The sequence below is a fragment of the Floridaenema evergladense BLCC-F167 genome (genome assembly GCF_041929205.2).
GTDB lineage: Bacteria > Cyanobacteriota > Cyanobacteriia > Cyanobacteriales > Aerosakkonemataceae > Floridanema > Floridanema evergladense.
In genome coordinates this window covers 1,600,608-1,626,620 of record NZ_CM171625.1, presented here as the reverse complement: position 1 = coordinate 1,626,620, position 26,013 = coordinate 1,600,608, and the positions used below count along the sequence as shown (strand labels likewise).

Sequence of the window (26,013 nt, the reverse complement as noted above, 5' to 3'; positions counted from 1 at the left end):
ATTAATCCTGATTATCATGTAAATCCTTAAATCCCGATCGATTACGGTTTAATTTGTTTGCGGTCTTTGGGCAAATCAATATAAATTTGTTCGCCTTCTTTTAGACCTTCTAAAATTTGAGTTTGGTCTTGAATTGTGGAACCAATTGTTACCGGACGAAAGACCGATTTGTTATTTTTACCTGGTAATAAAACTCCAGTTTTTCCGTTTTCGGTAACGATCGCCACTGTCGGCACCATTAAAGCACCGCTTACTTGTTTTCCTAAGAAAGTTAAATCCACATTCATTCCCGATCGCAACTCTTCCAAACCAGTAACTAACTCTACTCTCACTTGGAAAGAAGTCACATTTTGATCGATAATTGCTTCAGGAGCAATTAAGCGCACTTTGCCCTTAAAAACTCGATCGGGATAAGCATCGGCGACAATTTCTACTTCTTGTCCTTGTTTAATATTGCCGATATCAACTTCGGGAACTTTAGCGAGAATTTCTAAACCGCGAGCGATCGCAACTACCGAAGTAGAAGTTGCCGAAGCACTACTAGAAGCCGAAGTTGTTGGCGTAACAAAAGCTCCCACAGTTGCGTATCTTTGAGTAACAATTCCCTCAAAAGGAGCGCGGATAATCGTATCATTTAATTGCACTTGAATTTGTTCTACTCTTGCTTGGGCTTCTTTCACTCCAGCTTCCGCTTGAGCAATATCTTCCGGGCGAGAACCTGCGATTAACAAATCCAAAGCTTTTTGTGATTCTCTTACTGCTGCTTCTTTTTGAGCAATTACTTCTAGACGAGTACCTTTTTGCAACATTTCCAAAGCTTCTTGCGCTTCTTGAACCGCTGCTTGACGTTGAGCAATTTCGGCTGGAGAAGTACCATTTTGTAATTGTACTAATCTTCGTTTTGCTTCTTCTAAATTTGCCGTTGCGCTGCGATATTCAGAAGTAACTTCTTGCAATCTATCCGCAGAAATTGCCCCTTGATTAGCTAAACTTCGATTAGCTTTCAAACGCTGATTTGCTAAATCTAACCTAGCTTGAGCAGCTTGCACTTGAGCTTGAGTTTGGGCAATTTGTTGGGGATTACCAGTTTGTACCGCAGTTAATTGCGCTCTAGCTTGTTCTAAACGAAATCTCGCTTGGGCGATTTCTTCCGGGCGACTTCCGGCTCTGGCTTCGGCTAACTGGGCTTGGGCTTGTGATAATCTGGCTCTAGCTTGGGAAATTTCTTCGGGGCGATTTCCGGCGCGAATTTCTGCTAACTGGGCTTGAGCTTTGGCTAAAGCTGCTTTTGCTTGGGCTAGTTGCGCCTGAATGTCAGCATTGTCCATTTTGGCAATGATATCACCTGCTTTTACTTCGTCGCCCTGTTCCACCATTAACTCAGCAATCCTTCCGGCAGTTTTGGGGCTGAGGTTAACGGTTTGGATCGGGACTACTGTACCGCTGGCAGTAATTCGCAGGGTAATGGTTTTGGCTTCTACTGGTACAGTTACTTGTGCCGTGTCAGTTTTGGGCGTTACCCGATTGACTGCCACGTAAGTTCCAGCCGAGACGCTCAATAGTCCCGCTGCGACTAATGCAGCAATCCAAGGGGTTCGCCGATCGAGTTTTTTACTAATAAAAGGAATTTGCATGATGGGAGATTATGTAATCAGAACGACTAGGAATATGGGTATTACTCAGAAAATAAAAATATGCTCAGAGGGATTCAATAAACTTGATTCTTAGATAAGTGTGGTATGTCGGTAAGTTTTGACACGATAGTTAGGTCAGTTTACTTCATTTTTCTTAATAGTAGCGATTTTAGCAATTTAGCGCGATCGGTCGATCGGGTATTTTCTGGGGGAAAATGCGATCGGTCTACATAAGTATAAAGACACCAGCAACTCAATTTAGGTTCAAATTCAAAGATCCCCGACTTCTCGAAGAAGTCGGGGATCTGGTTCCAGAACTTGTCCGTAATAATAAAGTAAACTATCGTTAAACTAAACTGACGATATCTTCTGACTTCGAGGCTATACTGTGCCAACCAAACGCAAACCTTGGTTTCATCTTTTATTCATCTTCGGGATTTGGAGTGCGGCTGTGCCAGCTTTTGGACAGGCGCTGGTACCCCATGCGCTGCAACTCAACACCGCTCAGCTGGAGCAGCAAGGATTGAGCTTAGCACAAGAAGCTACTCAGTTGGCTCAATTCCAACAATATGAATTAGCATTAACTCGCGCCCTATTAGCAACTCAGCTTTCCCCCAAAAATTACCAAGCTTGGTTTTTGCTGGGTGGATTGTACGTGCAGAACAATCAGTTGGACAAAGCAATTGCGGCACTCAAACAAGCTCAGTCTTTAAAGCCTGACGAGGCTGCTATTCTCTTTGCTATGGGTTCGGCATATTTTCAGCAGGAAAAATATGATTCTGCGATCGCTGTTTTAAAAGATGGCTTGAAACTTAAACCCAATTCTCCCGAAGCCTTATTTGATTTAGGAAATGCTCATTACAAGTTAAATCAATTTCCCCAAGCTTTGGATAATTACCAAAAAGCTGTCAAAGCTGATGCTAAATTCTGGCCTGCAATTAACAACATTGGACTGGTTAAATATGAACAAGGCAATGTTGATGCTGCTATTGGACAATGGCAAAAAGCTCTGACTATTGAAAAGGATGGTGTAGAACCTAAGTTAGCGATCGCTGTCGCCCTCTACGCGAAAGGCGATCGGGAAAAAGCTTTAACTTTAGGAGAATCTGCGATTAAGAGTGACGATCGTTATGCCGATCTAGACTTTTTAAAGCAAAATCTTTGGGGTACTCGCTTAATTAGCGACACGCAAAAATTTCTCGCTACTCCCAGAATGCAAGCTACGATCGCTCAGGGTTCTTCTGAGTCTCAATCCTCTCCTCAAAGAACACCTCGCTAGGAGATGGGGGGATGGGGAGATGGGGGGATGGGAAGATGGGGAGATGGGGAGATGGGGGGATGGGGGGACAAGGGGAGAAAGAGAAGCGATGATTTTTCCTTTGTTACACCATCTCTCCTACACAAATCAATTTCTCTGTTGACCATGAATTAGCCCTGCCCGTCAACGGGGAGAGGTGCCGTAGCAGAAGGTAAAAAATTCTCCTTGTCTCCTTGTCCCCTTGTTCCCCAGGCTTCGACGTGAGCGCTCAGCCGAACGTCCCCAGTCCCCATTCCCCAGTCCCCAGTCCCCACAGGTACGGCAGAACAATCTTTTCTTGCAGCCTTTCCCCTGCTTCCTGCAAACAAGCTTAACTTTACATTATAATTTATTCGCTTGGTCTGAGTAAAGTTATTGCTGAAATGGCATAAAAGTAGTACATAAGTACTAGAAAACCTAAATTAGAATTATGCTCTTATGAATCAGACAGACAAAATAGTAATAAGGTGTGCCACATTTAAACTGCATTGAAGGAAAAAATAGCTCTAATCCTCTCCCCTGGTGGTTTGCGTCTCTGCTCCCCGGCCTCTATGCTAGGAATGGCTAGTCTGAGAGTGCCTGCGCTATTTATTAAGTTAGAGAGTCTTTAGGCAGTAGAGCCAAAATTTGGTCTACAAATTCTTGATGATCGACCACAGGTTTAGAAATATAACCATCGGCACCGCTTTGCTTGAGGAAATTTTCCCGATCGCCCTCCATCGCGTGCGCCGTTACTAAGATCACAGGCAAATTGGCAGTTTGAGGATCGGCTTTTAACATTTGGGTAATTTTAATCCCATCCACCGATTTACCTTGGTAATTACTGTTCTGTAGAGAAACATCCATCAAAATTAAGTCAGCCTGACCAGACTGGGCAATTTTCATTACTTCGTCTACATCTTCAGTCCCTTTAACTTCTAAACCACCTCGTTTAGTAAGAATCTTCGAGAAAACGCGGAGGTTAACTGGATCGTCTTCAACTATTAGAACAGTTTTCATTTTGGTTTCCTTTCCCTAAATTCAGAATAAGACAGTATTGGCTATGCCGATTGATACTACTGTAAAAATTGTTAATTTCGCACCCATCTATTATTTTTCGTCATCGTTAAGGAACATTGACTCATGGCAAAACAGTTAAACATACTCCCTTCAGGACAGATTATCACTACGGCTCTGCATACGGAAATGCAAAGGTCTTATCTTGAATATGCCATGAGTGTGATTGTCGGGCGAGCGCTACCAGATGTGCGAGATGGGTTAAAACCCGTACATCGACGGATTTTGTATGCGATGCACGAATTGGGATTAACGCCCGATCGACCTTACCGGAAATGTGCTCGTGTAGTTGGAGACGTTTTAGGTAAGTATCACCCTCACGGCGACCAAGCAGTTTATGATGCTTTGGTGCGAATGGTGCAGGATTTCTCCTGTCGTTATCCCTTGTTGGCAGGTCATGGAAATTTTGGTTCGGTAGATAATGACCCCCCAGCAGCGATGCGTTACACTGAAACACGCCTTGCACCGATTAGTCATGAGGCGATGTTGAGTGAAATTGGCGAAGCTACGGTTGATTTTATCCCTAATTTTGACAATTCCCAACAAGAACCTGTAGTTTTACCTGCTCAATTACCTATTTTATTACTTAATGGCTGCGCTGGGATTGCTGTGGGGATGGCGACTAATGTCCCACCACACAATTTAGGCGAGTTGGTAGATGGGTTAATTGCCTTAATTGATGATGCTAATCTCTCTGATGATAAGTTGTTGGAATTAGTTCCGGGGCCGGATTTTCCCACTGGGGGCGAAATTGTGGGAATGGAGGGAACTCGTGAGGCTTACACCACAGGAAAGGGTGTTATTACTGTTAGGGGAATTGCCAATATTGAGGAAATTCAAATTGGTAGAGGTCGTCAGCGTCAAAGGGGAACTACGCGCAGTGCGATCGTGGTGACTGAGTTACCTTTCCAGGTGAATAAGGCAGCTTGGATTGAAAAGATTGCCGAGTTAGTTAATCAAGGTAAAATTGAGGGGATTGCGGATATTCGGGATGAGAGCGATCGCGAAGGAATGCGCGTAGTAATTGAACTAAAACGCGATGCTAGTCCCCAAGAAGTTCTGGAAAATTTATACAAACAAACAGCGTTAGCGACTAATTTTGGAGCCATTTTACTAGCTTTAGTAGATGGACAACCTAGACAATTAACTTTGCGGCAAATTTTACAGGAGTTTCTCAGTTTTCGGGAACAAACTCTGACTCGACAATATAGCTATGAGTTAGAACAAACGGAAAGACGGTTACATTTAGTTGAAGGTTTAATTGCAGCTTTAGAAAATTTAGATGCGATTATTGAGATTCTGCGAAATGCGCCGGATGGATCGACGGCAAAAGTTACTTTTCAAAGTCAGTTTAATTTTAGCGATCGCCAATCTGATGCTATTTTAGCGATGCCTTTGCGTAGGTTAACTGGTTTAGAACGTCAGCAATTACAACAGGAATTAAACGAACTTACGGAACGGATTCAACATTTACAGCGGTTGTTGAGCGATCGAAATGAATTACTCAAAGCTTTGAAAAAAGATTTGCGTTCTTTGAAAAAGAAATACTCCGATCCTCGACGCACTCGCATTTACAATCCCAAAGTCACTGCAACCGCAACCAAGAAAATCGCACAAAAGGAAGATAAAACTCCTAGAGAACGCCGCCGAGATAAACCAAAAACCGAAGAGGCGGAAGGACAACTTTCTTTATTCACTCCCCTAACTTCTACCACTCCTGAAGAAGCAAATTTAGAAATTACGCACAAAGGTTATATCAGGAGATTACCTAAAAATGGCAGTAAATCTAACTTGAAATCTGCTGATGATGTGGTTGTAAAAACTTTCTCCACAACTACTGAAGCAGATTTAATAGTTGTAACTGGTAGCGGTAAAGCTTTCCCGGTAAAAGTTGGGGAAATTCCGCCTACTTCTGGACAAGCAAAAGGTACACCGTTAGTTAGTTTGTTACCGCAAGCGAAGGAAGTTCCCGAAACTTTGGTAGGATATTTTATTGCGCCGTCAGCGGAAGATTCGAGTAGCGTAGTTGTGGTGAGTCAGCAAGGAAGAATTAAGCGGTTAGTCGGTTCTGAATTCGCTAATTTAAGTCGTCGTGGTTTAACAGTTTTCAAACTGAAGGAAGACGAGCAATTATTGTATGCTTTGCCAACAAATGAACGCGAAGAAATCGCTTTAGCTACCACTGGCGGACGCATTTTGCGCTTCTTACTTAACGAACAACAATTACCTGTAATGAGTCGAGGTGCTGGGGGTTTACAAGCATTAAGATTAGGTCGAAATGAAAAATTAATTAGTGCTGTTAGCCTCAATCAAGATGATAATTTGTTGTTAGTAACTCACTTTGGTTATGCCAAGCGATTACCAATTAGTGCGATTCGTTTAGCTAATTTAGGTGATATTGGTACGCAAGCTTTACAATACACTAGCAAATTAGATACTTTAATTTGCATGGTTGAAGTAATCCCAGAAACTAAAGTATTGCTGTTAACTGATGCGCCTAGAATGATAAATTTACCAGTAGAACGAATTCCTTTTTGGGGTAAGGATGGAACTGGCGATCGCATTAACAAACTTAAGGAAGAGGAAAAAGTTTTAGATTTAGTAAGAGTTGAGGGATAATGCGTATTCTGGCAATTGGTGATATTCATGGTTGTGCGATCGCTTTCGATAATCTTCTTTCTGTAGTACAAATACAGCCAGAAGATCGAATCATTACTTTGGGTGATTATGTCGATCATGGCTTAGATTCAAAAGGAGCGATCGATCGATTAATTACTCTTTATGAAACTGGACAACTCGTAGCTTTACGCGGAAATCATGAACAAATGATGCTAAATTGTCGTCATGATGGGAAAATATCAGGATGGTTGCAAATGGGTGGAAAGGCGACTTTATCTTCTTACTCAAGTTCTGAACAACTTAATTTGCTAGATATTCCTGATAGTCATTGGGATTTTTTAGCAAATAAATGTGTTAATTGGTATGAAACAGATAATCATTTATTCGTACACGCTGATGCCGATCCGAATTTGCCATTAGCTGAACAACCTGAAATAATCCTATTTTGGGGATTGAGCGATCGTCCTTTGCCACACTTTTCTGGTAAAACAATTGTTTACGGACACCAAAGTTTAGAAAGTGGTTTCCCATTGAATCTCGGTTATGCTATCTGTATTGATACTTTGGCTTATAAAACAGGTTGGTTAACTTGTTTAGATGTGGAAAATGGTACAGTTTGGCAAGCAAATAAAATTGGTGAAACTCGCAAATTTTTGATTAATCAAATCAATTGAAAAGTAAGATATAGGAATAAATTATGGCACAAGTTGTTTTAGAAAATGTCTATAAAAGCTTTTTTGAAAGCAAAGTAATTCAAGAACCGGAAGCAGAAAAGGGAAATGATTCTCTCGCATCAACTCCAGTCTTACGGCGGATTAATTTGACGGTGGAAGATGGGGAATTTATGGTATTAGTTGGCCCTTCTGGTTGTGGTAAAAGTACATTATTGCGGTTAATTGCGGGATTGGAAGAATTAACCGGGGGGAATATTTGGGTGGGAGAAAGATTGGTGAACGATCTACCACCAAAAGAACGGGATATCGCAATGGTATTTCAAAATTATGCTCTCTATCCCCACATGACTGTTTATGATAATATTGCCTTTGGTTTGCGGCGAATGAAGGGAGCAGGGGAGCAGGGGAGCAGGGGAGCAGGGGAGCAGTTTTCTCGATTAAAGGAAGATTTTTTGGTGAGAATAACCAAGTCTTTTCCTAAAGAATTGCGTTACCTTTCACCAAAGGAAAAGCTTGTTCAGAAGCAAGTAAAAAATGTGGCGCAGTTATTACAAATTGAGTCGCTTTTGTCACGTTTACCAAAGCAACTTTCTGGGGGACAAAAACAACGGGTAGCATTAGGACGTGCGATCGCCAGAAATCCCCAAGTTTTTTTGATGGATGAACCTTTATCAAATTTAGATGCTAAATTAAGAGCGGAAACTCGCGCCCAAATTGTCAAATTACAAAGACAATTGGGTACTACTACTATTTATGTGACTCACGATCAAACTGAAGCGATGACGATGGGCGATCGCATTGCAGTAATGAATCAAGGTCAATTACAACAATTAGCTAAACCTTTAGAATTATACAACAGTCCGGCTAATATGTTTGTAGCGCAATTTATTGGTTCTCCACCAATGAATTTTATTCCCGTACAATTCCAAGCGCCGCTGTTAATTAATCATCCCCAATTTCGGTTAAATTTACCCGAAGTTTGGGAATCTGCGTTGCGAAAGTACGATCGGCAATCCCTAATTTTAGGCATTCGTCCCGAACATTTTAGTTTAAGCGTTCCCGCACTAGAAAATTTACAAGTAGAAGTAGATTTGGTGGAAGCTTTGGGAAATGAAACTTATTTATCAGTTCATTTGCTGGATGAAACTAACGCGAATTTCACTCTACAAGTGCGAGTTCCACCGGAAAAACAAGTAAGTATTGGTGACAAAATATCCTTAGCGTTAGAAAGTAAAAAAATTCATTTATTTGACCCGGAAACTAACTTAGCAATATTTCCCATAAATTAATAAAATTTAAACTTTGAATATATTGCTGGATAAAGCGATCGCACAAGCAGAAGAAGATATTCGTAACAGTCCGCTGACAGCTTATCGTTTAGGAAAAGCTAAATCTGTAACAACAAAAGAAAATATTTCAGACTCATAGTTTACAAGTGCGATCGCTATCAATTTATATCGGCTTTTTACCCTAAAATAAGGTAAAAACATATAGCATAATAGCTATTGTTCCTTAAGGAATACTGAATTGGTGGTAAAAAAACAGACAAAAAATATATTCTCTGCTGTATCTCTTTTTTCAGGTGCAGGAGGTATGGATATAGGAGTAATCCAAGCCGGATTTGATATTCTAGCTTCCATAGAAATAGACCCTTACTGTTGTGAAACTTTGCGTACATCTGTCAGTCGCGAACAACGCCAAACTCAGATTATTGAAAATGATATTCGCCACATCAATCCGGCAAAATTAATGAGAGACTTAGACATAAAACCGGGTGAACTTGATTTACTTTTTGGTGGGCCACCCTGTCAGTCATTTTCTCAAATTGGCAAGCGAAAATGCCTGGAAGACGATCGGGGAATGTTACTTTTTGAAATGACGCGATTTGCCGATGTATTCCGCCCGAAAGTAATTTTAATTGAGCAAGTTAAAGGATTGCTAAATGCACCCGATCGCAGTGGCAAAATAGGAGGAGTTTTTGAACTACTATTACAACAGTTGCAAAATCTTAATTACCTTATTAATTGGAAAATTATTGTTGCTGCCGATTATGGCGTACCCCAAATCCGGGAGAGAGTGTTTATTGTTAGCACCTTAAAACCCAATCAATTTGACTTTCCTCCCCCCACACATTGTCCTGCAACACAATCGCTTCCCCTGTTTCCATTGCCCCCATACCTAACAGTTGGCGAAGCTATTGAAGGACTAGGAAAACCAAAATCTAAAACCGAAATTATTTCAGAAAATAGCCATGTAGATGTAACTCCTGATGGAGATAGAAGGCGTATAAATGGCGTACCAGAAGGTTCTTATTTAGCAAAAGAATTGCATCTTCCCCAGAGTCAGCGCGGCAATCTTGCCAAGAAAGATACCACAAAATTTCGTCGTTTGTCGCGTGCCGAACCTGCCTTAACATTGCGCTGTGGAGAGATATTTTTTCACCCAACAGAAGACCGCTATTTAACACCCCGCGAGTATATGCGACTTCATGGCTACCCCGATGAATATTTACTTAAAGGGCCAATAAAAAGTCGTTCAGGTAGGGCGAAATATCTCGATCAACACAGACAAATTGCTAACTCTGTACCGCCGCCAGTTGCTCGTATACTTGCAGAAGCAATTAAGAGGAATTTAGAGTGCCGAAACTCTTTGAAATCTTTGGCTACCCGATAGACGATCGCTCAGAAGAAGCCCAACAAAATCGCATGGAAGCACGCTGTCCTTTTATGGGTTGCGATTGTGATGGAGGCGGTAATCGCTATCTTTCACAAATAGATTTATCTCGCAATCCTGCATTAAAAGAAATGTTTCCTAATCGTGCTAAACTTGCCGCTGGTGTATGTTCTATACAGGTAAAAAATAACTCAGCACCTTGGATTGTTTGTCCTAGAAGATTGCTGGTATTAGGACGTGAAAGAGCAGGAGAAAGAACCCATCAAATAAACGCAGAAATTGCAACTTTAAGGTTACTTGGATATCCTTCCGGTACGCGACTAGGTATTTGGCCTGAAGTTAAATTAAAATTTATTAGTGTAATCAACGAAGTTCAAATGTCCTTTGATTACACTTTTGATTATCTGCTCATGCCAATTTCCTCAGTTAGTCAGTCAGAAATTGAAAGCACAACAAACTTACCTTGGAGTAAATTACAAAAACTTCTGCAAAATGGTGGTTATACAATTACCAAAAAAGGTAATGAATACTATGTAGAAGATTGTCCAACTGGAGTGCCAAGCATCATAGAAATTATGACTTCTAGCACTTCTGGCGGAGACAAGAAAGCACGAAGTACAATCCCAATGGCATTTGAAGATGTGCTGCTTGGTAGACCCCATAATGCCCCTAGTATTAATTACCGACAAGTATGGGCAAGGATGGTAAGTCAACTAATTGTTAAGAGTGAAATTGCCCTTAATTGGGGTGGAAAAGCGATCTGGGTTGTGCAGGATTTACTAGTAGATTACATCTGTGCTTCTACTGCTTTAAATATACGACAATTCCTGTCTAACAATACTTCAGAAGTTAATTTACTAAGTTTTTCATATCAGGAAAATTTTGCCATTCCTACGGGAGTTATAGATCTATCAAACCCACAATTATTTGCTGGTCTGATGACATCCGATTCGGCAAATACTTCTCCTAGAATACCAAGTTTTCAAGACATAATTCGTGCGCCTATTTGTCCTCCACTCGATCGCCTTTTGGCAGCACTAGCACGACGCAAACCAACTAATCAAGTGATTGCACCATAAAACACTCAAAAACCAAAAAGGTTGATAAGGCGCATTTTAGCTACCATTATCAACCTTTTTGTTATTAGTTAAGTAATAGATAGTGGTAATTTCCCATTACCAACTACCTACTACCCACTACCACCTTACTTAGTTTCCGTTTCCGAAAATTCAGCGTCAATTACATCATCGCCACCACCGGAAGTTCCGGGAGCACCTTCGCCACCAGGAGCAGCACCAGTACCGTCGCCACTAGGCGCAGCACCACCAGCTTGCTGATAGATATTGCTACCGATGCTGTACAGAGTTTGTTGTACTTCTGGCATCAATTTCTTGATTTGTTCGTCGTCTTCTTTAGCAACTGCATCTTTCAAGTCTTTAATTAAACCTTCCAGTTTAGACTTGTCAGCAGCGGGTACTTTGTCACCCAATTCTCCAAGTTGTTTTTCGGCTTGGTATGCTAAAGAGTCAGCTTGGTTTTTGCGATCGATCCGTTCCCGACGTTCCTTATCAGCAGCAGCATTTTGTTCTGCTTGTTTCACCATCTTTTCTACTTCATCTTTCGGCAAAGTAGAAGCGCCAGTGATGCTGATAGATTGAGCTTTACCTGTACCTCTGTCCTTCGCAGTTACGTTCAAGATACCGTTAGCATCGATATCGAAAGTTACTTCAATTTGCGGAACTCCACGAGGCGCAGGAGGAATACCATCTAAGCGGAAAGTACCCAGACTCTTGTTGTCGGTAGACATTTCCCGTTCCCCTTGGAGAACGTGAATTTCTACGTTAGTTTGTCCGTCAACCGCAGTGGAGAATACTTCCGACTTCTTGGTAGGAATGGTAGTGTTGCGAGTAATAATCTTGGTCATTACACCACCAAGAGTTTCCACACCCAGAGACAGCGGAGTTACGTCTAGCAACAAGATACCTTTTGCACCTTCATCACCAGAAAGTACCCCAGCTTGAATCGCTGCACCAACTGCTACTACTTCATCGGGGTTAACACTTTGGTTAGGTTCTTTACCCAACATCCGTCTTACTAATTCTTGCACAGCTGGGATGCGAGTCGAACCACCAACTAGGACTACTTCATCGATCGCAGATTTATCAATCTTCGCATCGCGGATCGCATTTTCTACCGGAACGCGACAGCGATCGATCAAATCAGAACAAATTTCCTCAAATTTCGCCCTGGTTAAGGTTATATCTAAGTGTTTCGGACCTTCTTGAGTCGCAGTGATGAAAGGTAAATTGATTTCCGCTTGTGTCACGCTGGACAATTCAATCTTCGCCTTTTCTGCTGCTTCCGTCAGACGTTGCAAAGCTTGTCTGTCTTTGCGAAGGTCGATACCTTCGTCTTTTTTGAATGCCTCTGCCAAATAATCAACGATTTTCTTGTCGAAGTCATCGCCACCCAGGTGAGTATCACCAGAAGTCGCCAACACTTCAAACACACCATCGCCAATTTCTAGGATAGAAACGTCGAAAGTACCACCACCCAAGTCAAATACCAGAATGGTTTCGTTAGCTTTCTTATCCAAACCGTAAGCTAAAGATGCCGCTGTAGGTTCGTTGATGATCCGTAGAACTTCAATCCCAGCAATCTTACCAGCGTCTTTAGTTGCTTGACGTTGAGAGTCGTTAAAGTAAGCAGGTACGGTAATTACCGCTTGCGTAACTGTTTCACCCAGGTATTTGCTTGCGTCATCTACCAGCTTGCGAAGAACTTGTGCAGAGATTTCTTCAGGTGCAAATTGCTTGCCTAGCGCCGGACAGTCTATTTTAACGTTTCCGTTGTTATCGCGCAGGACTTTATAAGAAACTTCTGTAGCTTCATGAGTAATTTCATCAAATTTACGTCCAATGAAGCGTTTGACGGAATAGAACGTATTTTCTGGGTTCATTACCGCTTGGCGCTTGGCGATTTGTCCGACTAGGCGATCGCCATTCTTAGCATAAGCTACAACCGAAGGAGTAGTCCGAAAACCCTCTGCGTTGGCAATGACTGTGGGTTTACCACCTTCCATTACAGCCACACAGGAGTTAGTCGTACCTAAGTCAATTCCAACAACTTTTGCCATAAGAGTGTTTGGTTTCCCAATCTAACTACAAAATTTACTAGGCTCGATTGACCAGATAGAATCGAGAGCAAGACAGCACTGCTAACTGCACCAACCGAGCCCTTTCACCTACTCTGTTCAACTTGTATATGTTCTGTAGAAAACAGAACTCTTTTCTATACTGAGCGGGGTTAGGGTGATTATGAAGGCGAGGTTTCCGAACCTGAGAAGGACGGTTGCCTTTCGGGAGGTTTCTTCGTAGCTGCTTGGTGCTGCCACTAATCAATACTTTAAGCAATTTCACCCATTCCGCGATTGGTGCGAACCGTAATTAAATAGTTGTATTTGCCGTCTTTTTGCAGAAAGGCTTCAGGGTTCCAAGGTAGAATAATTATCTACCATTTAGCGAATGTTATAAAGTGGGTAAGAAAAAAGACATTCAGCAAGTGGAAGCAGTTGCCAGAGAGTTCAATATGAATGAATCAGAAAGAAGAGATTTTAGAGATTTTATAGAAGAAGAAAAAGCCGCAGGCAATGGAGGAACAAAAAATGAACGTGGTGATTTTACTTACCAAGAATTACAACAGAAAGCGCGTGAATTTTTAGGTATAATTTAGCTAGTTACAATTAGAATTATGACTCCTAATTTAGTTCGTGAAGTAACCAAATTAACAGATATAAGGGAAATAGCAGAGATTACAATGAAGGCTTTCTTACAAATCTGCTGGAAAGCAACCCTAAGTTATGGAGATGAATTAAGCCTTCATATTGGCGCGAAGATTCCTTACTCACAAAAATCGATGGTTGGTAAAGAAAAAGGTGAGTGGATAGTAGGTACGAGAGGAACTCCTTGGCAACTTAAATTTGGAGGGGAAACGATCGCTACTTCTGAAGAAGATGCGGAAAATATTAGAGGAAAAGTAAAAGCGATCGAAAATAATCATATTAGTTGGTTTGTCCCCACTCCCGAATTAGGTTTTAATATGGGTTTCTCTAATGGATATGAATTGATACTTATCCCAGAAATTGAAGATGATTCTGGTTTACCATATTGGGAAATGTTCACTCCCGAAGCTATGGTTCTCAAAGTAGGGCCAAATGCTATATGGTCTTATACTTCAGTTTTGCATACAAGTGTAAGTAGTTAAATCTGCTATTACAGTTCAACTTCCTCTGATTTGATTGCTCGAATATAATTATTCTTCAGTCTATCATGCGACCTAAACGCGATTTAGTTTGACTCTTCAAAAAGAGACGAAAAGTTACGACGACCACTCACAACTCGCAAAATCTCCAGCGATCGCGTTAAGATCTTCGCTAGCGAGAATGTTTATAACGTAGCGGCTCATTTTTGTGTCTGACGTGCTTGTTGGAACCGTTCTAGAACTTGGCTGACAAAAGTTTCGCCGTCAATGGGTGGTGTTTGATCTGAAACTGAGATTGCGGCATCAATTTTTTCTCGGACATCTTCAATCCAGGCGGTATCGGCGCGATCGTATTCATCCAACAATCGCAAGGCAATTTCTAGGATTTCTTGGGCCGATCGGTATTTCCCAGCTTGCAGCTTGGTTTGAATAAAACGTTCTTGTTCAGCAGTGAGACTGATACTCATTTAAATACAAAAACTTTCTAGAAGTCGTCTCTATCATAAGCTGTTAAGCATTTAAACAGGGATAAGAGCATTACCTTTATTTTTAAGTTTTCGCTCCCATTTAATAATTAACTGTCCTTCATTTAAAAGTTGATGTAATAAATATTCTAATTCTTCGATTGATTTAAATAGTCGATTAGCAATAAATTCTTTTGTTGAATGCCAAACTAATTCAATTAAGTTATAATCCGGGCTATATTTCGGGAGAAACTCTAAATGAATATTGGGCATTTCAGCGGCAACTTTCTGGAGATATTCTGCCTTTTTATGAAAACTAGCATTGTCGAGAATTATCACTATTTTGGCTCCTTTTTCAGCAAATTCATCGGCTTCATTGCCAGCAGCTACCCATTCACCAATCAATTCTTGATAAAACAGTTTTAGCACTTGATAAAAACTTTCTGAATTGCTTTTATCCAGAAATTCCACAAACCTTTTCTTGTCGGAATACCTCAGCCCTCCCATTACATTAATCCGACCCTTTCTTCGATCTCCTCTCACCTCTTTTCGGCTACCTTTTTTACACCAATTCTTTCTTTTTATCACGCTTAAACTAAAACCGCTTTCGTCCCAAAACCATACTTGTAAACGTTCTGGATTCTCTTTTTCTATTTTTAAATATTCGGTTATCTTCTTTTTAAATTCTTTTCTTTTTTCCGGCTCTCGCTTTCCCTCTAAGCTGTACTTCGCCCAGAGGTAAACGAACTTTTTTTGCTCTAATATTCTCCTAACTTGCGACCCACTTAATTTTATTCCTGTCGTTTCTGCTAAATATGTTGCTAACCTTTGTGCCGTCCATCTGCCAAATTCGTATCCTAATTCTTTGGGTTCTTTATCTACTGTCTCTAATAATATTTCTCTATATTTATCTGTAGCTTTTTGATGATTACCCTTCATCCTTTCATCGACTAGGCTTTCTAGATTATCTGGATCTCCATGTACGCACCAATAAGATACTTTATTTATTGAACAGCCCAGAAATTCCGCTATTTTAGCTTGAGTTTTTCCATCATTTAGCAACAGTAACATCAGAATTCTTTCTCTAATGTTTCCATTTTCTTCTTCTTTTAGGGCTTTTTGTAGCTTCTCTACTTGTTCTAAGCTCAGATGATTCTTTGCTGGCATTTCCTGACTCATTTTGCTCGGTTGACTTTTCCATTTTACCCTATTTAAATGATTAACAGCTTATCTCAAGAAGAAAGCAGGCGTGAAGTTCCACTTCTGGCAGAATAATTAGATTTCTAAGCACCATAATCTTTGCTACGAATTTCTTCCTTAGCTGCTTCCCATAAACTGCCAGATCCAGGATTTTGCAAATACCTTGCTTTTCTCTTCGCCAGTTCTTCTTTTTGCCAGTCAAGTACAGGAATTTGATCGGGAACTGAGGCAATACTGTCCCATAAATCTTCGACAAGTTGTAATTTTTCCGAGAGGGTTAGCTCAAAAACCTTTGTTAACTCTGGGTTCATGCTGACTTTACGCCTGTAACTAGCAATCTAATTTTAAGTGTATCATGTGGGTTAAATTTCCGTAGTTTTAGCTAAGAGAAAACCAGCATTAGGTGAGAGATTCTGACCTCGAACATTAGCATTATGAATGCCAATAATTTCTCTAATGTTTTCCGTTTGCGCTTCGACAAAACTTAAGCCTTGAATCTGGCTCATAACTTTGAAAGTTTCCCAGTTTTTTGCTTTAAATCAAAATGCGGTTACAAAACATGATATCATAAAGTAATAGCATAAATTATAACTATGGAAAAAGAAGCTATAACTATTCGCATTCCTAGCGATTTGTTGGAGCAAGCAAGACAATTTCGCGGAGGTGGAGAGTCTTTTAATGAGATGGTGGTTGATGCGATCGCACGCGAAGTAAAAAGAAGGCGCAGTCTAGCAGCACATCAGCGGATTGTAGCTCGAAGTGCCCAAGTAGAAGCCAAAACAGGCATTCAACCAAGTTCAGTAGAATTGATTCGTCAGCTACGAACAGATGAGGGACGGCGTGACTAAATGTATCGATACTAGCGTTTGGATTCCTTATCTTTTACCAGAAACATTACAACCCCAAGCCAGAAATTTAATCGCTCCCTTACTAACATCAAATGTTCGTTTAGTTGCACCTGCATTTGCTTGGACAGAAGTTGGCTCAGTATTACGAAAAAAAGTTAGGTTGGGAGTTATTACCGCAGCAGAAGCAGCGGGATTTTATGATGATTTTTGCCAAATGCCTATTGATTAAGCTGTCACGCATTTAAATCACTTATTAAGATTGCAGGGGAGCAGGGGAGAGAATTAGACGAATTTTCTTCTGTTTCCAAACAATCCAATTTAAATGCGGAACAGCTTACTACTGATAATTAAGCTAATAATCTAATATTATAGTACTTAGCAATTAATTCCCCAAACAGGTTTGAGATTATAGCATAAACAAGTATCAACCTGCTGAATGTCAGTGATGAATTCATCGAATTTATATACGGTGTACTGCTTGCCAATGAACTGCAAACTAGAGATTATCAAACTTTTGCCAAAAATTTTATTTATCCTGTAATGTAAAAATTTGATGAACCTAGAAACAGGCAATTGACTACCCTGCCAAAATCTCTGTATATTTGCTTACGTAAGGTTTAAATACAGTTAATTTCTTTCCATGAGTGCATCAGATTATAAAACAATTGTTTATCGCAATGCTATTGAGCCGATCGTAATTCAAGAAGTAGAGAAACAACTGCAAAATCTATCGCCAAATATTGTTAAATATATTAATTCTGCACAAATTGTAGCTTACGCTCTGAATCGTCTCCCTGCTTTGTATGCTACTAGCAAAGAGGGATGGAATGCCCAGCAATTACGGGCACAAAAGCAGATGAAAGAGCAAATTACTACTGCTGTGCGTCAAGGTTTAGCAGCTGTACAAAGAGATCCTTTGAAAATTTCCACTCCTTTGCTGATAGAAGAGGAAGAGAAAGTAGAAGTTAAAGCAAAAGCAGAAGTTAAAGCGGAAACTCAAGAGCAAATTACAGGAGGATTTAGAACTTTTTACCAGACAGAGAAGCATAGCTTTTTTATTGATGGATGGGATACTCTTTAGTCAGGTTTTTTCTGTTCTTTGAAAGAAGATGTGGTATCTTTCCGCAAAGATATCAACTTTACTAACTCGCTCTCTGAGTATGAGAACCTATGTACTTGGAGATGCCGATCGCTCTAGAATAGCAAATTGTTGTTTGACTAGTACGATCGATTAAGCAAAATTTTTTCTAGATGGATTAGCATAAACTCCTAGTACTATCAGAGGAAAATATCTACCTATGGGTTCTCGCATTACTCAATTATCTACCGGATTGTTAGCTGCTACAGTATTATTCACTTTAGCTAGTCAAGCTCAAGCAATCACCTTTTCTGGTCGTTCTTCTGGTGAATGGGGAATGCCCACTAATCCTTCTGGGAGTACTGTAATTTCCAGTCAAAATGGTGGGACAAATAATCGTCTTTCTTGGGGTCGAACAGATAATTGTGGAGGAAGCTGCACGCCATTCAATAATTATGTTCAGTATGACAATGTAAGTTTTAACGCCGAAGTAAATGCCCTATTCAATATCGGCAATTTCAGTTACCGCAATGGTTCTGTGTGGGATGCTTTCGATGGTGACTTTCCGCTGAGCTTATCTTTATTTTTGATTAATCCTTTCAGCAGCACAAGAAATTTTAACTTCTTGTTTAATATCCTCAACACGCCAAATACTACTGAAAATCCAGTTCTAGATGGTGATAGGCTACGTTTTTCTACGGCTGGGTTGTCCAGTGAAAGTTTTAATTATGATGGAGTAGATTATACTCTGGAGTTAGTTGGTTTTTCTACGGATGGTGGTCGGACGATCGTCAATGAGTTTAATTCTCCAGAAGGTTCTATTGCTAGTGCATCTTTGTACGGCAAAATCACGGCTATTATACCACCAACACAGCAAAGCGTTCCCGAACCAGCTTCTACTTTAGGCTTGCTGGCCTTAGGTGTTCTAGGTGCAGGTTCGATGCTCAACCGCAAACAGCAACAGAAAGCATAATTTAATCAGCATCATCAGAGAGCTTAAGTTAAGACTTACCACAAAACTGTCAAACTAATTAAAGTAGAATCCGTGTTTTTCATAGTGGAAAACGCGGTTATTTTTTTGGTAATGTTCCGGTTGGGGTGTTTTTTGGTCGATCGCACCTAAACTTCCTCCTAACTCACCAGGACAAATCTCCATATTTACCGAGTAATAGTAAGTGCTATTATGAAGATTATGTAAATTTTATAATGAAGATTATGTAAATACTCGATTACTTAAAAGAATAATATGTCAAATGTATATTAGAGCAATACAAGTTTTCTAATTGATCGGGGTGCATAGGTTATTGCGATCGTCCGTGCGTACTTAAATTTATCTAGTACGTTTACGGGTAATTCTTAATGTCAATGTCTACCGTTTGTCGCAGAGACTTTTATGGCAACCCTAAAATTACTGAAAAATTTATCGATCGCCACTGCTGGAGCGACAATTTTTCTTCTGGAATCAGTTGGTACAGCACAGGCTGCTACTCTTTGGTACAATGGCGATTTCGATGATGTGACCGGATTAGCTAATGTAATAAACACTGGGGTTAGCGATTCTTATGTTTATGATGATTTCACGATCGCTGATGGTGAAATTTGGAACATAGATACCATTTGGTCAAACAACCTCATGACTCTTACTGGTGTTACTCAATCTGCTTGGTTTATCAGGACAGGTGTATCTCAAGGGAATGGTGGTACAGTTGTTGCATCTGGTATAAGTGCCGCTACACAGACAGCGACTGGTAGAAAGAAAAATTGGCTCGATGAGTATAGGATAGAGATTTCAGGATTGAACATTAATCTTGGTGCGGGTACTTACTGGCTATCAGTTGCTCCGATCGGCTTTGGCTCTGACTCAGGTTGGTCTTTTATTAGTACTACCAGTGGAGCGAATGCTGTTGGTAACCCTGCTGGTAATAATCAAAATTCTTTCTGGAATAGTTCTTTCTTTGGTAACAATTACCAAGTTCACGACAAGGACTTTTCTATGGGTATTGCTGGTATTTCCAAGTCTGTCCCCGAACCTAATTTTGCATTAGCTTTACTGGCGTTAGGTATTCTAAGCGCAGGTTCAATGCTCAAGCGCAAATAGCAACAGAAAGCATAATGTAATAAGCTGAATTGATTCATCATCAGAGCGCTTAAGCTAAGACTTGTCACAAAACTGTCAAACTAATTAAAGTAGAATCCGTGTTTTCCCCTGTGGAAAGTGCGGCTATTTTTTTGGATGAGATTACACCTTTTCTGCTCTTACAGTTTTTCTTTCTCTAGATCTTCCCGATTAAGAAGTTTTATCAGGTAGATACAGGAATCTACGGAGCAAAACTGTATGACTAATTTAAAGAGTCTATCAATGGCTACAGCTGGAGCGACATTAATTGCTTTGGCTATAGGAGCAGCTGCACAGGCAGCAGTTTTGGAATTTGATAATCTTACTACCGATCCAGGCATTCAAATTACCAATGGTTATGGTGGATTCAACTGGAACAACTTTTTTGTAGTCAATCGCGATGTAATTCCCCTAAGTGGTTATAACAAAGCAGCCGTTTCAGGAAAATATTCAGCTTACAATGGTTTAGCAGAAAAGGCTTCCATACAAAGCAATAGTATTTTTGATTTTAATGGTGCTTTCTTGACAGGCGCTTGGAATGATGGTCTTTCTGTTCTAGTAGAAGGATTAAAGAACGGGGTTTCTTTATATTCACAGACGGTAGTTGTAGATACTACTAGCCCGAAATGGTTTGACTTTAATTTCTTGGGGATTGACGAATTAAAGTTTTCCTCTTTTGGTGGAGTTGAAAATCCAAATGTGAGTGGTGGTCGTGGCCCACACTTTGCAATGGATAACTTTACCATCAATGAGGTAAAATCTGTTCCAGAACCCGCTTCTACATTAGGTTTTTTAGCTTTTGGTGCAATGGGCTTAGGTTCCATACTCAAAGGCAAACAACAAAAAGTGAAAGCATAAATTAATAACTGCAATTGTTTGCCAACTTAATTGGCGAGTGCGCTACGGTAACAGCTGCAACGATCGGTTATCCGAATTTAATTTAAAGCACAAACTGTGTTTTTCACTGTGGAAAACGCGGTTATTTTTTTGGGGATGATTCAGTTAGAGTATTTTTTGTTTGCTCTTCTTTCCCTAGATCTTCTCGATCGCAAACTTAAATGCACTCAGTACAGAAATATACGGTGAGATAATTTATGACTGCACTAAAACATTTATCAATAATTATTGTAGGAACCGCAGTTGTTTTTGGTTCATCAAATATAGCTGAAGCAGCGTCGTTTTATGTTTCTACCAGTGCGGGACAATTGGGAACTGTAGATCAATCTACGGGAGTATTTACCCAAATTGGCAGCGGCACAAGCCCCGCATTCACTGATATAGCTTTATCTAATGAAGAAAATCTTTTTGGTGTCACCGATACTAATTTATACAGTATCAATAAAAATTCTGGGGTATCTTCTAACATCGGTTCCCTTGGGTTTTTTATGAATGGTTTAGGATTTAATACTAGTAACGAACTCTACGGAACTGGCGATTCAGGTTTCTATAAAATTAATCTGGCTACGGGTGCTGCATCTCTGGTGGCTAATATTGCAGGTTTCAATAGCAGTGGTGATTTAGTTTACGATCGCCAAGCTAACAGATTTTTAGCTACATCAAGCGAACAGGGTAGCGATAGTTTATGGTCGATCGATCTCAACGGTACTGCCACCAAGATTGGTAATATCGGTTTCTTGGAAGTCTATGGCTTGGCTTTTGATGACGAAGGAAGTTTATTCGGCTATACATCAGACCGACAACAAATAGCGATCGATTTAACCACAGGAACAGGTACTTTGAAACAAAACGTGACTGGACTAAACTCTCTGATCTGGGGGGCTGCTTCCCTACCATCATCAAGCCCAAGAACTTCTGTTCCAGAACCCACTTCCCTGGTAAGCTTGCTGGGAATTGCTGGCTTGGTAGCGGCTTCGCTGAAGCAGCGGCAAAAGGCAAAGCTAGGTTAATTCAACAGACATATCTAAAAATCTAAATCAGATAAATATACATAAAGATGTCGTGTTTACCCAGAGGTAGAGACGACTGATTTTTTTAGCCAGGATCGATCGCGTTCAGTGGTACGCTAAAAAGTGGCATTGCTAAATGTTAAGACGATTTACCTTATTGAGATAGGCGCAAGCATGGTAGCCACCACAGAAAAAACAAGTAGCGGGCGGATTACCCAAATTATTGGTCCCGTTGTAGACGTTGAGTTCTCCAGCGGTAAAATGCCGCAAATTTACAACGCCTTGAGAATCCAAGGCAAGAACGCAGCTGGACAAGATGTATCGGTAACTTGTGAAGTACAACAATTGTTGGGCGATAACCAAGTACGCGCTGTTTCCATGAGTTCTACCGATGGTTTAATTCGCGGAATGGAAGTAATTGATACTGGCGCTGCCATCAGTGTACCCGTTGGTGCTGGTACTCTGGGTCGGATTTTCAACGTACTAGGCGAACCCATCGACAACTTAGGCCCTGTAAATACTACAGAAACTTCTCCTATTCACCGTCAAGCACCCAAACTAGTTGACTTAGAAACTTCTCCTTCAGTTTTTGAAACTGGCATCAAAGTTGTAGACTTATTAGCACCTTATCGTCGGGGTGGCAAAATCGGTCTGTTCGGTGGTGCGGGTGTAGGCAAAACCGTAATTATTCAAGAACTGATTAACAACATCGCTAAAGCTCATGGTGGTGTGTCAGTGTTTGGTGGTGTGGGCGAACGCACCCGTGAAGGTAACGACCTTTACAATGAATTCAAAGAATCTAAAGTTATTAATGAAGAAAATATCAGCGAGTCTAAGGTAGCGCTGGTATATGGTCAGATGAACGAGCCACCAGGAGCGAGAATGCGTGTGGGCTTGAGTGCTCTGACTATGGCAGAATACTTCCGGGATGTGAACAAGCAAGACGTGCTACTGTTCATTGATAATATCTTCCGGTTTGTGCAAGCTGGTTCGGAAGTGTCGGCACTTTTGGGACGGATGCCTTCTGCGGTAGGATATCAGCCCACTCTGGCAACGGAAATGGGTGAATTGCAAGAACGGATCACTTCTACTAAGGAAGGTTCGATTACTTCGATTCAAGCAGTTTACGTACCAGCAGACGACTTGACTGACCCCGCACCTGCAACTACTTTTGCTCACTTGGATGCGACTACGGTATTGTCTCGTGGTTTGGCATCTAAGGGAATTTACCCAGCTGTAGATCCGCTGGATTCTACTTCTACGATGTTGCAACCTAGTGTTGTGGGCGAGGAGCATTACAAAACTGCTCGGGCTGTGCAATCGACTTTACAACGTTATAAGGAGTTGCAAGATATTATTGCGATTCTGGGTTTGGATGAGTTGTCTGAGGACGATCGCTTAACTGTAGCACGGGCACGCAAAATCGAGCGTTTCTTATCTCAACCTTTCTTTGTAGCAGAAGTGTTCACCGGAACTCCTGGTAAGTATGTGAAATTGGAAGATACAATTAAGGGTTTCCAACGCATTCTGGCTGGTGAGTTCGATGAGTTGCCAGAGCAAGCTTTCTACATGGTTGGTACTATTGAGGAAGCGATCGCTAAAGGCGAAAAACTCAAAGCTAAGTAATTCATGTAGCCTTGATTCATGTAGGGGGAATTCATGAATTATCCCTACATGAATTGTCGAAAATTGAAAATCTAAAATCTAACATCGAAATGACTTTAAAAGTTCGTGTGATTGCACCAGATAAAACTGTCTGGGACTCTACTGCGGAAGAAATTATTCTACCGAGTACTACTGGACAATTAGGTATTTTAAGTGGTCACGCTCCACTTTTGACGGCTTTGGATACGGGAGTAATGCGGGTGCGCCCGGATAAAAACTGGGTGGCGATCGTTTTGATGGGCGGTTTTGCCGAAGTGGAAGAAGACGTGGTGACGATTTTAGTTAACGGTGCAGAACGCAGCGATTCGATCGATCTCGAAACAGCTCGGACTGCCTACAACCAAGCTCAAGACCGTTTTAACCAAGTGCAGAACAGCGAAAATCGTCAGGAAAAAATTCAGGCTACTAAAGCTTTGAAAAGAGCACGTGCTCGTTTTCAAGCTGCTGGTGGCATGGTTCAAGTTTAATTTTTGTGGTGGGCTTCGCCCACCCAATTTTATTATTTAAGTTTTGTTAGGACTTTTATTAGTTCTTTATTTAAGATTTCGTATCCTTGGCTATTCAGGTGTAAGGTGTCTTGATAATTATTTTTTCGATTTTGCTCTAAAAGCGAATAGCTATCTAAAATAATTAGATTCGGCGCTTGCAAAGAGTGTATGTAAGAGTTTACTTCTACGACAGCCCGATCGATCTCTGAAGACCAAAATGGTTTTCTTTCTAGCGGTATTTCTCCAGCAGGTATAACTGTTGTCAGGATAACTGTAGCACCGAGAGAACGCGATCGCTTGACAATCTCCTGAATGTTTGCCTTACAATTGGCAATGATGGTATTTTTGCGATCGGGAAACAGCGGAATTGCTTTTAAATCGTTAATTCCAACTTGAACAAGGATAATTTGCGGACGCAGGGGTAAAATTTGCTTTTCAAAACGTCCCAATACTTGTGTAGAAGTTTGACCGGAAATTCCTCCATTTATCATGGAAAAACCCGTTAGCTCTATATGAGAAGTCCATTCCTGCGCTCGCGAATCGCCAAAAAACACTAGTTTTTTTAGAGAATCATTACTCCGATCGACTTGTCTGGAATTATCTTTAATATATTCCAAACCTAGCGGATCTAAGCTAGTTTGATTTAGTAGTAAGTAATAGTGTCTGGCTGCAACGAACAAAATTACATTGAGCGCCACTGATGCAATTAAAGTACTTAAAGTTAAGATAAAGACTAAAAGAAAAGTTTTTGGTAATTTTTGCATAGTAATGACCTTCAAGGAAGATTAAGTTAATGCTTTTTCAGCGTATTATTTATTTCATTATAATGGTAATACTTCCTCGTCTGGCGGATTATCAATCTCATTAAAGGAAAGAAATCGATGGAAAGTGCAGCACCACCGAACACACCAGTACAACGGCGAACTCTGTTCAATATTTCTGATGATATTAGTGAGTTAACCAGTTTACTTGATGAGATTGAAGCTGATGATATTGAAAGCGAACAGCTAATTACTAATTGGTTAGAAAATTTGGGGTCAGAACGCGATCGCAAACTAGACAACTACGCCGCTTTAATCACAGAATTGGAAGCTAAAGCAGAAGTGAGGAAACAAGAAGCACAAAGGTTAGCTAAATTAGCTGCCAGTGATGAAAGAAAAGCGGCTATGCTCAAGGAAAGACTAAAATGGTTTTTTGAAATTAATAAATTAAAAACAGTGGAAACTGCTCGTTATAAATTGTCTTTAACTAAAAGTGGTGGTAAGCCACCTTTAATTTTAGATGATGGTATTTCTCCCACTGATTTACCCCAAAAATTCCAAAAACTTCACGTCGAACCAGATAAGACGGCAATCAGAACCGCTTTAGAAGCAGGAGAGGAATTAGATTTTGCTTATTTAGGCGATCGTAATTCCACTATCAGAATCCGCTAACTTACCAATATTTTTTTATCTTTGCTTGTCTGTCAGAAAACTGATTATCCTGCGTATAATGCGACCTAGCATCAATTTCCGTTTCTTTTAAAGGAGTAAAAACTTTTAACGGATCTCTTTGTACTGCCACCAATGCTTGACGTACAGCTGTAGTAATTTGCTCTTTCAGTTTCGTTTTCGCTCGTACTTGTTGCCAATGCCATCCCTCTTCGCTGGTAGCGTATAACGCTGGCAACCGATTCAGAGCATAAGCTACAACTTGTACTGGATCTATATATTTCAGGATCTTTGGTGGTAACTGTTGTAACTGATGCTCCACCTCTTGTACTACCAGCGGTTCAATGGCGTTACGATAAACCAAGCTCTTACTCGTGATTGTTTTCATCGCAGAACACTTAAATTAGGAAATGCTCAACAGAGTAAACCAACAATTTTGATGTGCAATCAAACTTTACTCAACTAGCACCCTGACATCCTGCACCCTAACACCTTAACACCCCTAACTGTAAAATTTATAGGGTTTTTAACTATGCGAATGTATCACAATTTTATGGATCGAATCTTACCTATTTTTTCAATCCTAGTCAATTCTCTATCAACA

At 40.6% G+C, this 26,013-nt stretch carries 31 protein-coding genes; 21 read left to right on the top strand and 10 right to left on the bottom strand.

The genetic code is table 11. The features are described from left to right. Nucleotides 1-41 precede the first annotated feature (41 nt). A complete protein-coding gene (locus tag ACE1CA_RS07675) occupies nucleotides 42-1,634 on the bottom strand; it encodes an efflux RND transporter periplasmic adaptor subunit (RefSeq protein WP_413281711.1) in 1,593 nt (530 codons plus the stop codon). Between the two features lie 105 nt (nucleotides 1,635-1,739). On the opposite strand from ACE1CA_RS07675, the gene ACE1CA_RS07670 reads away from it, so the two are divergent. From ACE1CA_RS07670 to ACE1CA_RS07660, 3 genes are all read left to right on the top strand, one after another. Then, nucleotides 1,740-1,868 carry a hypothetical protein gene (locus ACE1CA_RS07670; RefSeq protein ID WP_486517710.1) on the top strand — a complete coding sequence of 43 codons (129 nt, stop codon included), beginning with the start codon at nucleotides 1,740-1,742 and terminating at the stop codon, nucleotides 1,866-1,868. 154 nt (nucleotides 1,869-2,022) lie between these two features. After that, on the top strand, nucleotides 2,023-2,913 hold the full coding sequence (locus ACE1CA_RS07665; protein ID WP_413281712.1) for a tetratricopeptide repeat protein: 891 nt from the start codon (nucleotides 2,023-2,025) through the stop codon (nucleotides 2,911-2,913). Between the two features lie 19 nt (nucleotides 2,914-2,932). After that, nucleotides 2,933-3,055, top strand: a complete 123-nt coding sequence (locus tag ACE1CA_RS07660; RefSeq protein WP_486517709.1) for a hypothetical protein — start codon at nucleotides 2,933-2,935, stop codon at nucleotides 3,053-3,055. 467 nt (nucleotides 3,056-3,522) lie between these two features. Here ACE1CA_RS07660 and ACE1CA_RS07655 read toward each other — a convergent pair whose 3' ends face one another. Beyond that, nucleotides 3,523-3,930 carry a response regulator gene (locus ACE1CA_RS07655; protein WP_413277258.1) on the bottom strand — a complete coding sequence of 136 codons (408 nt, stop codon included), beginning with the start codon at nucleotides 3,928-3,930 and terminating at the stop codon, nucleotides 3,523-3,525. 123 nt (nucleotides 3,931-4,053) lie between these two features. Here ACE1CA_RS07655 and ACE1CA_RS07650 point away from each other — a divergent pair, with 123 nt between their 5' ends. From ACE1CA_RS07650 to ACE1CA_RS07625, 6 genes are all read left to right on the top strand, one after another. Further along, the gene (locus ACE1CA_RS07650; RefSeq protein WP_413277259.1) at nucleotides 4,054-6,606 is read left to right on the top strand and encodes a DNA gyrase/topoisomerase IV subunit A; all 2,553 of its coding nucleotides are present in this window, start codon (nucleotides 4,054-4,056) and stop codon (nucleotides 6,604-6,606) included. After that, nucleotides 6,606-7,280 carry a metallophosphoesterase family protein gene (locus tag ACE1CA_RS07645; protein WP_413277260.1) on the top strand — a complete coding sequence of 225 codons (675 nt, stop codon included), beginning with the start codon at nucleotides 6,606-6,608 and terminating at the stop codon, nucleotides 7,278-7,280. Before ACE1CA_RS07650 ends, ACE1CA_RS07645 begins: the two co-directional genes overlap by 1 nt. 23 nt (nucleotides 7,281-7,303) lie before the next feature. Then, complete coding sequence (locus ACE1CA_RS07640; RefSeq protein ID WP_413277261.1) at nucleotides 7,304-8,569, top strand: ABC transporter ATP-binding protein; 1,266 nt, start codon at nucleotides 7,304-7,306, stop codon at nucleotides 8,567-8,569. Between the two features lie 13 nt (nucleotides 8,570-8,582). After that, complete coding sequence (locus ACE1CA_RS07635) at nucleotides 8,583-8,708, top strand: hypothetical protein (RefSeq protein ID WP_413277262.1); 126 nt, start codon at nucleotides 8,583-8,585, stop codon at nucleotides 8,706-8,708. Between the two features lie 165 nt (nucleotides 8,709-8,873). Beyond that, nucleotides 8,874-9,953, top strand: a complete 1,080-nt coding sequence (locus ACE1CA_RS07630) for a DNA cytosine methyltransferase (protein WP_486517708.1) — start codon at nucleotides 8,874-8,876, stop codon at nucleotides 9,951-9,953. Next, on the top strand, nucleotides 9,917-11,032 hold the full coding sequence (locus ACE1CA_RS07625; RefSeq protein WP_413277263.1) for a hypothetical protein: 1,116 nt from the start codon (nucleotides 9,917-9,919) through the stop codon (nucleotides 11,030-11,032). The genes ACE1CA_RS07630 and ACE1CA_RS07625 overlap by 37 nt, the downstream gene beginning before the upstream one ends. A gap of 125 nt (nucleotides 11,033-11,157) precedes the next feature. On the opposite strand, the gene dnaK is transcribed toward ACE1CA_RS07625, so the two are convergent. Then, nucleotides 11,158-13,089: a molecular chaperone DnaK gene (gene dnaK / locus ACE1CA_RS07620; RefSeq protein WP_413277264.1), complete on the bottom strand. Its 1,932-nt coding sequence runs from the start codon at nucleotides 13,087-13,089 to the stop codon at nucleotides 11,158-11,160. 398 nt (nucleotides 13,090-13,487) lie between these two features. Between dnaK and ACE1CA_RS07615 the strand changes: the two genes are divergently transcribed. After that, on the top strand, nucleotides 13,488-13,685 hold the full coding sequence (locus ACE1CA_RS07615; RefSeq protein ID WP_413277265.1) for a hypothetical protein: 198 nt from the start codon (nucleotides 13,488-13,490) through the stop codon (nucleotides 13,683-13,685). A gap of 18 nt (nucleotides 13,686-13,703) precedes the next feature. Further along, nucleotides 13,704-14,216 carry a hypothetical protein gene (locus tag ACE1CA_RS07610; RefSeq protein ID WP_413277266.1) on the top strand — a complete coding sequence of 171 codons (513 nt, stop codon included), beginning with the start codon at nucleotides 13,704-13,706 and terminating at the stop codon, nucleotides 14,214-14,216. A 197-nt stretch (nucleotides 14,217-14,413) separates the two neighbouring features. On the opposite strand, the gene ACE1CA_RS07605 is transcribed toward ACE1CA_RS07610, so the two are convergent. From ACE1CA_RS07605 to ACE1CA_RS07590, 4 genes are all read right to left on the bottom strand, one after another. Beyond that, on the bottom strand, nucleotides 14,414-14,680 hold the full coding sequence (locus ACE1CA_RS07605) for a ribbon-helix-helix domain-containing protein (RefSeq protein ID WP_413277267.1): 267 nt from the start codon (nucleotides 14,678-14,680) through the stop codon (nucleotides 14,414-14,416). Nucleotides 14,681-14,731: 51 nt separating this feature from the next. Then, nucleotides 14,732-15,844, bottom strand: a complete 1,113-nt coding sequence (locus tag ACE1CA_RS07600) for an IS630 family transposase (RefSeq protein WP_486517950.1) — start codon at nucleotides 15,842-15,844, stop codon at nucleotides 14,732-14,734. A gap of 116 nt (nucleotides 15,845-15,960) precedes the next feature. Continuing rightward, nucleotides 15,961-16,188 (bottom strand): addiction module protein, encoded by a 228-nt coding sequence (locus ACE1CA_RS07595; RefSeq protein ID WP_413282035.1) that lies wholly within the window; start codon nucleotides 16,186-16,188, stop codon nucleotides 15,961-15,963. 51 nt (nucleotides 16,189-16,239) lie between these two features. Continuing rightward, nucleotides 16,240-16,383 (bottom strand): hypothetical protein, encoded by a 144-nt coding sequence (locus tag ACE1CA_RS07590; RefSeq protein ID WP_413256853.1) that lies wholly within the window; start codon nucleotides 16,381-16,383, stop codon nucleotides 16,240-16,242. Nucleotides 16,384-16,470: 87 nt separating this feature from the next. Between ACE1CA_RS07590 and ACE1CA_RS07585 the strand changes: the two genes are divergently transcribed. The 4 genes from ACE1CA_RS07585 to ACE1CA_RS07570 all read left to right on the top strand — a co-directional run bounded on the left by ACE1CA_RS07585 (nucleotide 16,471) and on the right by ACE1CA_RS07570 (nucleotide 18,776). After that, complete coding sequence (locus ACE1CA_RS07585; protein ID WP_413256854.1) at nucleotides 16,471-16,725, top strand: YlcI/YnfO family protein; 255 nt, start codon at nucleotides 16,471-16,473, stop codon at nucleotides 16,723-16,725. Next, nucleotides 16,718-16,954: a type II toxin-antitoxin system VapC family toxin gene (locus ACE1CA_RS07580; protein WP_413282036.1), complete on the top strand. Its 237-nt coding sequence runs from the start codon at nucleotides 16,718-16,720 to the stop codon at nucleotides 16,952-16,954. Before ACE1CA_RS07585 ends, ACE1CA_RS07580 begins: the two co-directional genes overlap by 8 nt. A gap of 411 nt (nucleotides 16,955-17,365) precedes the next feature. Continuing rightward, the gene (locus ACE1CA_RS07575; RefSeq protein WP_413282037.1) at nucleotides 17,366-17,806 is read left to right on the top strand and encodes a late competence development ComFB family protein; all 441 of its coding nucleotides are present in this window, start codon (nucleotides 17,366-17,368) and stop codon (nucleotides 17,804-17,806) included. Between the two features lie 217 nt (nucleotides 17,807-18,023). Then, nucleotides 18,024-18,776 (top strand): choice-of-anchor K domain-containing protein, encoded by a 753-nt coding sequence (locus ACE1CA_RS07570; RefSeq protein WP_413282038.1) that lies wholly within the window; start codon nucleotides 18,024-18,026, stop codon nucleotides 18,774-18,776. 54 nt (nucleotides 18,777-18,830) lie between these two features. Here ACE1CA_RS07570 and ACE1CA_RS07565 read toward each other — a convergent pair whose 3' ends face one another. After that, nucleotides 18,831-18,959, bottom strand: coding sequence for a hypothetical protein (locus tag ACE1CA_RS07565; protein WP_413282039.1), 129 nt, complete (start codon nucleotides 18,957-18,959; stop codon nucleotides 18,831-18,833). Between the two features lie 237 nt (nucleotides 18,960-19,196). Between ACE1CA_RS07565 and ACE1CA_RS07560 the strand changes: the two genes are divergently transcribed. The 5 genes from ACE1CA_RS07560 (at nucleotide 19,197) to atpC (ending at nucleotide 23,958) form a co-directional block, all read left to right on the top strand. Then, a complete protein-coding gene (locus ACE1CA_RS07560) occupies nucleotides 19,197-19,901 on the top strand; it encodes a hypothetical protein (protein ID WP_413282040.1) in 705 nt (234 codons plus the stop codon). A gap of 237 nt (nucleotides 19,902-20,138) precedes the next feature. Further along, nucleotides 20,139-20,777 (top strand): hypothetical protein, encoded by a 639-nt coding sequence (locus tag ACE1CA_RS07555; protein WP_413282041.1) that lies wholly within the window; start codon nucleotides 20,139-20,141, stop codon nucleotides 20,775-20,777. Nucleotides 20,778-21,013: 236 nt separating this feature from the next. Continuing rightward, nucleotides 21,014-21,826: a PEP-CTERM sorting domain-containing protein gene (locus ACE1CA_RS07550; RefSeq protein WP_413282042.1), complete on the top strand. Its 813-nt coding sequence runs from the start codon at nucleotides 21,014-21,016 to the stop codon at nucleotides 21,824-21,826. Between the two features lie 174 nt (nucleotides 21,827-22,000). Beyond that, nucleotides 22,001-23,452: a F0F1 ATP synthase subunit beta gene (gene atpD / locus ACE1CA_RS07545; RefSeq protein WP_413282043.1), complete on the top strand. Its 1,452-nt coding sequence runs from the start codon at nucleotides 22,001-22,003 to the stop codon at nucleotides 23,450-23,452. Between the two features lie 89 nt (nucleotides 23,453-23,541). Next, entirely contained in the window at nucleotides 23,542-23,958 is a 417-nt protein-coding gene (gene atpC / locus ACE1CA_RS07540; RefSeq protein WP_413282044.1) for an ATP synthase F1 subunit epsilon, read from the top strand. A 32-nt stretch (nucleotides 23,959-23,990) separates the two neighbouring features. Here atpC and ACE1CA_RS07535 read toward each other — a convergent pair whose 3' ends face one another. Then, a complete protein-coding gene (locus ACE1CA_RS07535; RefSeq protein ID WP_413282045.1) occupies nucleotides 23,991-24,743 on the bottom strand; it encodes an SGNH/GDSL hydrolase family protein in 753 nt (250 codons plus the stop codon). 117 nt (nucleotides 24,744-24,860) lie between these two features. Here ACE1CA_RS07535 and ACE1CA_RS07530 point away from each other — a divergent pair, with 117 nt between their 5' ends. Then, on the top strand, nucleotides 24,861-25,412 hold the full coding sequence (locus tag ACE1CA_RS07530; RefSeq protein WP_413282046.1) for a siphovirus Gp157 family protein: 552 nt from the start codon (nucleotides 24,861-24,863) through the stop codon (nucleotides 25,410-25,412). A gap of 1 nt (nucleotide 25,413) precedes the next feature. Here ACE1CA_RS07530 and ACE1CA_RS07525 read toward each other — a convergent pair whose 3' ends face one another. Beyond that, nucleotides 25,414-25,797 (bottom strand): late competence development ComFB family protein, encoded by a 384-nt coding sequence (locus tag ACE1CA_RS07525; protein WP_413282047.1) that lies wholly within the window; start codon nucleotides 25,795-25,797, stop codon nucleotides 25,414-25,416. Nucleotides 25,798-26,013 lie beyond the last annotated feature (216 nt).

What these genes read in the sequence shown, in the direction of transcription:
- ACE1CA_RS07645 (WP_413277260.1), top strand. Translation starts at nt 6,606, where the DNA reads ATGCGTATTCTGGCAATTGGTGATATTCATGGTTGTGCGATCGCTTTC.
- ACE1CA_RS07550 (WP_413282042.1), top strand. Translation starts at nt 21,014, where the DNA reads ATGACTGCACTAAAACATTTATCAATAATTATTGTAGGAACCGCAGTT.
- ACE1CA_RS07565 (WP_413282039.1), bottom strand. Translation starts at nt 18,959, where the DNA reads ATGGAGATTTGTCCTGGTGAGTTAGGAGGAAGTTTAGGTGCGATCGAC.
- ACE1CA_RS07560 (WP_413282040.1), top strand. Translation starts at nt 19,197, where the DNA reads ATGGCAACCCTAAAATTACTGAAAAATTTATCGATCGCCACTGCTGGA.
- ACE1CA_RS07610 (WP_413277266.1), top strand. Translation starts at nt 13,704, where the DNA reads ATGACTCCTAATTTAGTTCGTGAAGTAACCAAATTAACAGATATAAGG.
- atpD (WP_413282043.1), top strand. Translation starts at nt 22,001, where the DNA reads ATGGTAGCCACCACAGAAAAAACAAGTAGCGGGCGGATTACCCAAATT.
- ACE1CA_RS07535 (WP_413282045.1), bottom strand. Translation starts at nt 24,743, where the DNA reads ATGCAAAAATTACCAAAAACTTTTCTTTTAGTCTTTATCTTAACTTTA.
- ACE1CA_RS07675 (WP_413281711.1), bottom strand. Translation starts at nt 1,634, where the DNA reads ATGCAAATTCCTTTTATTAGTAAAAAACTCGATCGGCGAACCCCTTGG.
- ACE1CA_RS07530 (WP_413282046.1), top strand. Translation starts at nt 24,861, where the DNA reads ATGGAAAGTGCAGCACCACCGAACACACCAGTACAACGGCGAACTCTG.
- ACE1CA_RS07555 (WP_413282041.1), top strand. Translation starts at nt 20,139, where the DNA reads ATGACTAATTTAAAGAGTCTATCAATGGCTACAGCTGGAGCGACATTA.
- ACE1CA_RS07640 (WP_413277261.1), top strand. Translation starts at nt 7,304, where the DNA reads ATGGCACAAGTTGTTTTAGAAAATGTCTATAAAAGCTTTTTTGAAAGC.
- ACE1CA_RS07660 (WP_486517709.1), top strand. Translation starts at nt 2,933, where the DNA reads ATGGGGGGATGGGAAGATGGGGAGATGGGGAGATGGGGGGATGGGGGG.
- ACE1CA_RS07600 (WP_486517950.1), bottom strand. Translation starts at nt 15,844, where the DNA reads ATGCCAGCAAAGAATCATCTGAGCTTAGAACAAGTAGAGAAGCTACAA.
- dnaK (WP_413277264.1), bottom strand. Translation starts at nt 13,089, where the DNA reads ATGGCAAAAGTTGTTGGAATTGACTTAGGTACGACTAACTCCTGTGTG.
- ACE1CA_RS07595 (WP_413282035.1), bottom strand. Translation starts at nt 16,188, where the DNA reads ATGAACCCAGAGTTAACAAAGGTTTTTGAGCTAACCCTCTCGGAAAAA.
- ACE1CA_RS07525 (WP_413282047.1), bottom strand. Translation starts at nt 25,797, where the DNA reads ATGAAAACAATCACGAGTAAGAGCTTGGTTTATCGTAACGCCATTGAA.
- ACE1CA_RS07590 (WP_413256853.1), bottom strand. Translation starts at nt 16,383, where the DNA reads ATGAGCCAGATTCAAGGCTTAAGTTTTGTCGAAGCGCAAACGGAAAAC.
- ACE1CA_RS07575 (WP_413282037.1), top strand. Translation starts at nt 17,366, where the DNA reads ATGAGTGCATCAGATTATAAAACAATTGTTTATCGCAATGCTATTGAG.
- ACE1CA_RS07670 (WP_486517710.1), top strand. Translation starts at nt 1,740, where the DNA reads ATGTCGGTAAGTTTTGACACGATAGTTAGGTCAGTTTACTTCATTTTT.
- ACE1CA_RS07630 (WP_486517708.1), top strand. Translation starts at nt 8,874, where the DNA reads ATGGATATAGGAGTAATCCAAGCCGGATTTGATATTCTAGCTTCCATA.
- ACE1CA_RS07585 (WP_413256854.1), top strand. Translation starts at nt 16,471, where the DNA reads ATGGAAAAAGAAGCTATAACTATTCGCATTCCTAGCGATTTGTTGGAG.
- ACE1CA_RS07605 (WP_413277267.1), bottom strand. Translation starts at nt 14,680, where the DNA reads ATGAGTATCAGTCTCACTGCTGAACAAGAACGTTTTATTCAAACCAAG.
- atpC (WP_413282044.1), top strand. Translation starts at nt 23,542, where the DNA reads ATGACTTTAAAAGTTCGTGTGATTGCACCAGATAAAACTGTCTGGGAC.
- ACE1CA_RS07650 (WP_413277259.1), top strand. Translation starts at nt 4,054, where the DNA reads ATGGCAAAACAGTTAAACATACTCCCTTCAGGACAGATTATCACTACG.
- ACE1CA_RS07570 (WP_413282038.1), top strand. Translation starts at nt 18,024, where the DNA reads ATGGGTTCTCGCATTACTCAATTATCTACCGGATTGTTAGCTGCTACA.
- ACE1CA_RS07655 (WP_413277258.1), bottom strand. Translation starts at nt 3,930, where the DNA reads ATGAAAACTGTTCTAATAGTTGAAGACGATCCAGTTAACCTCCGCGTT.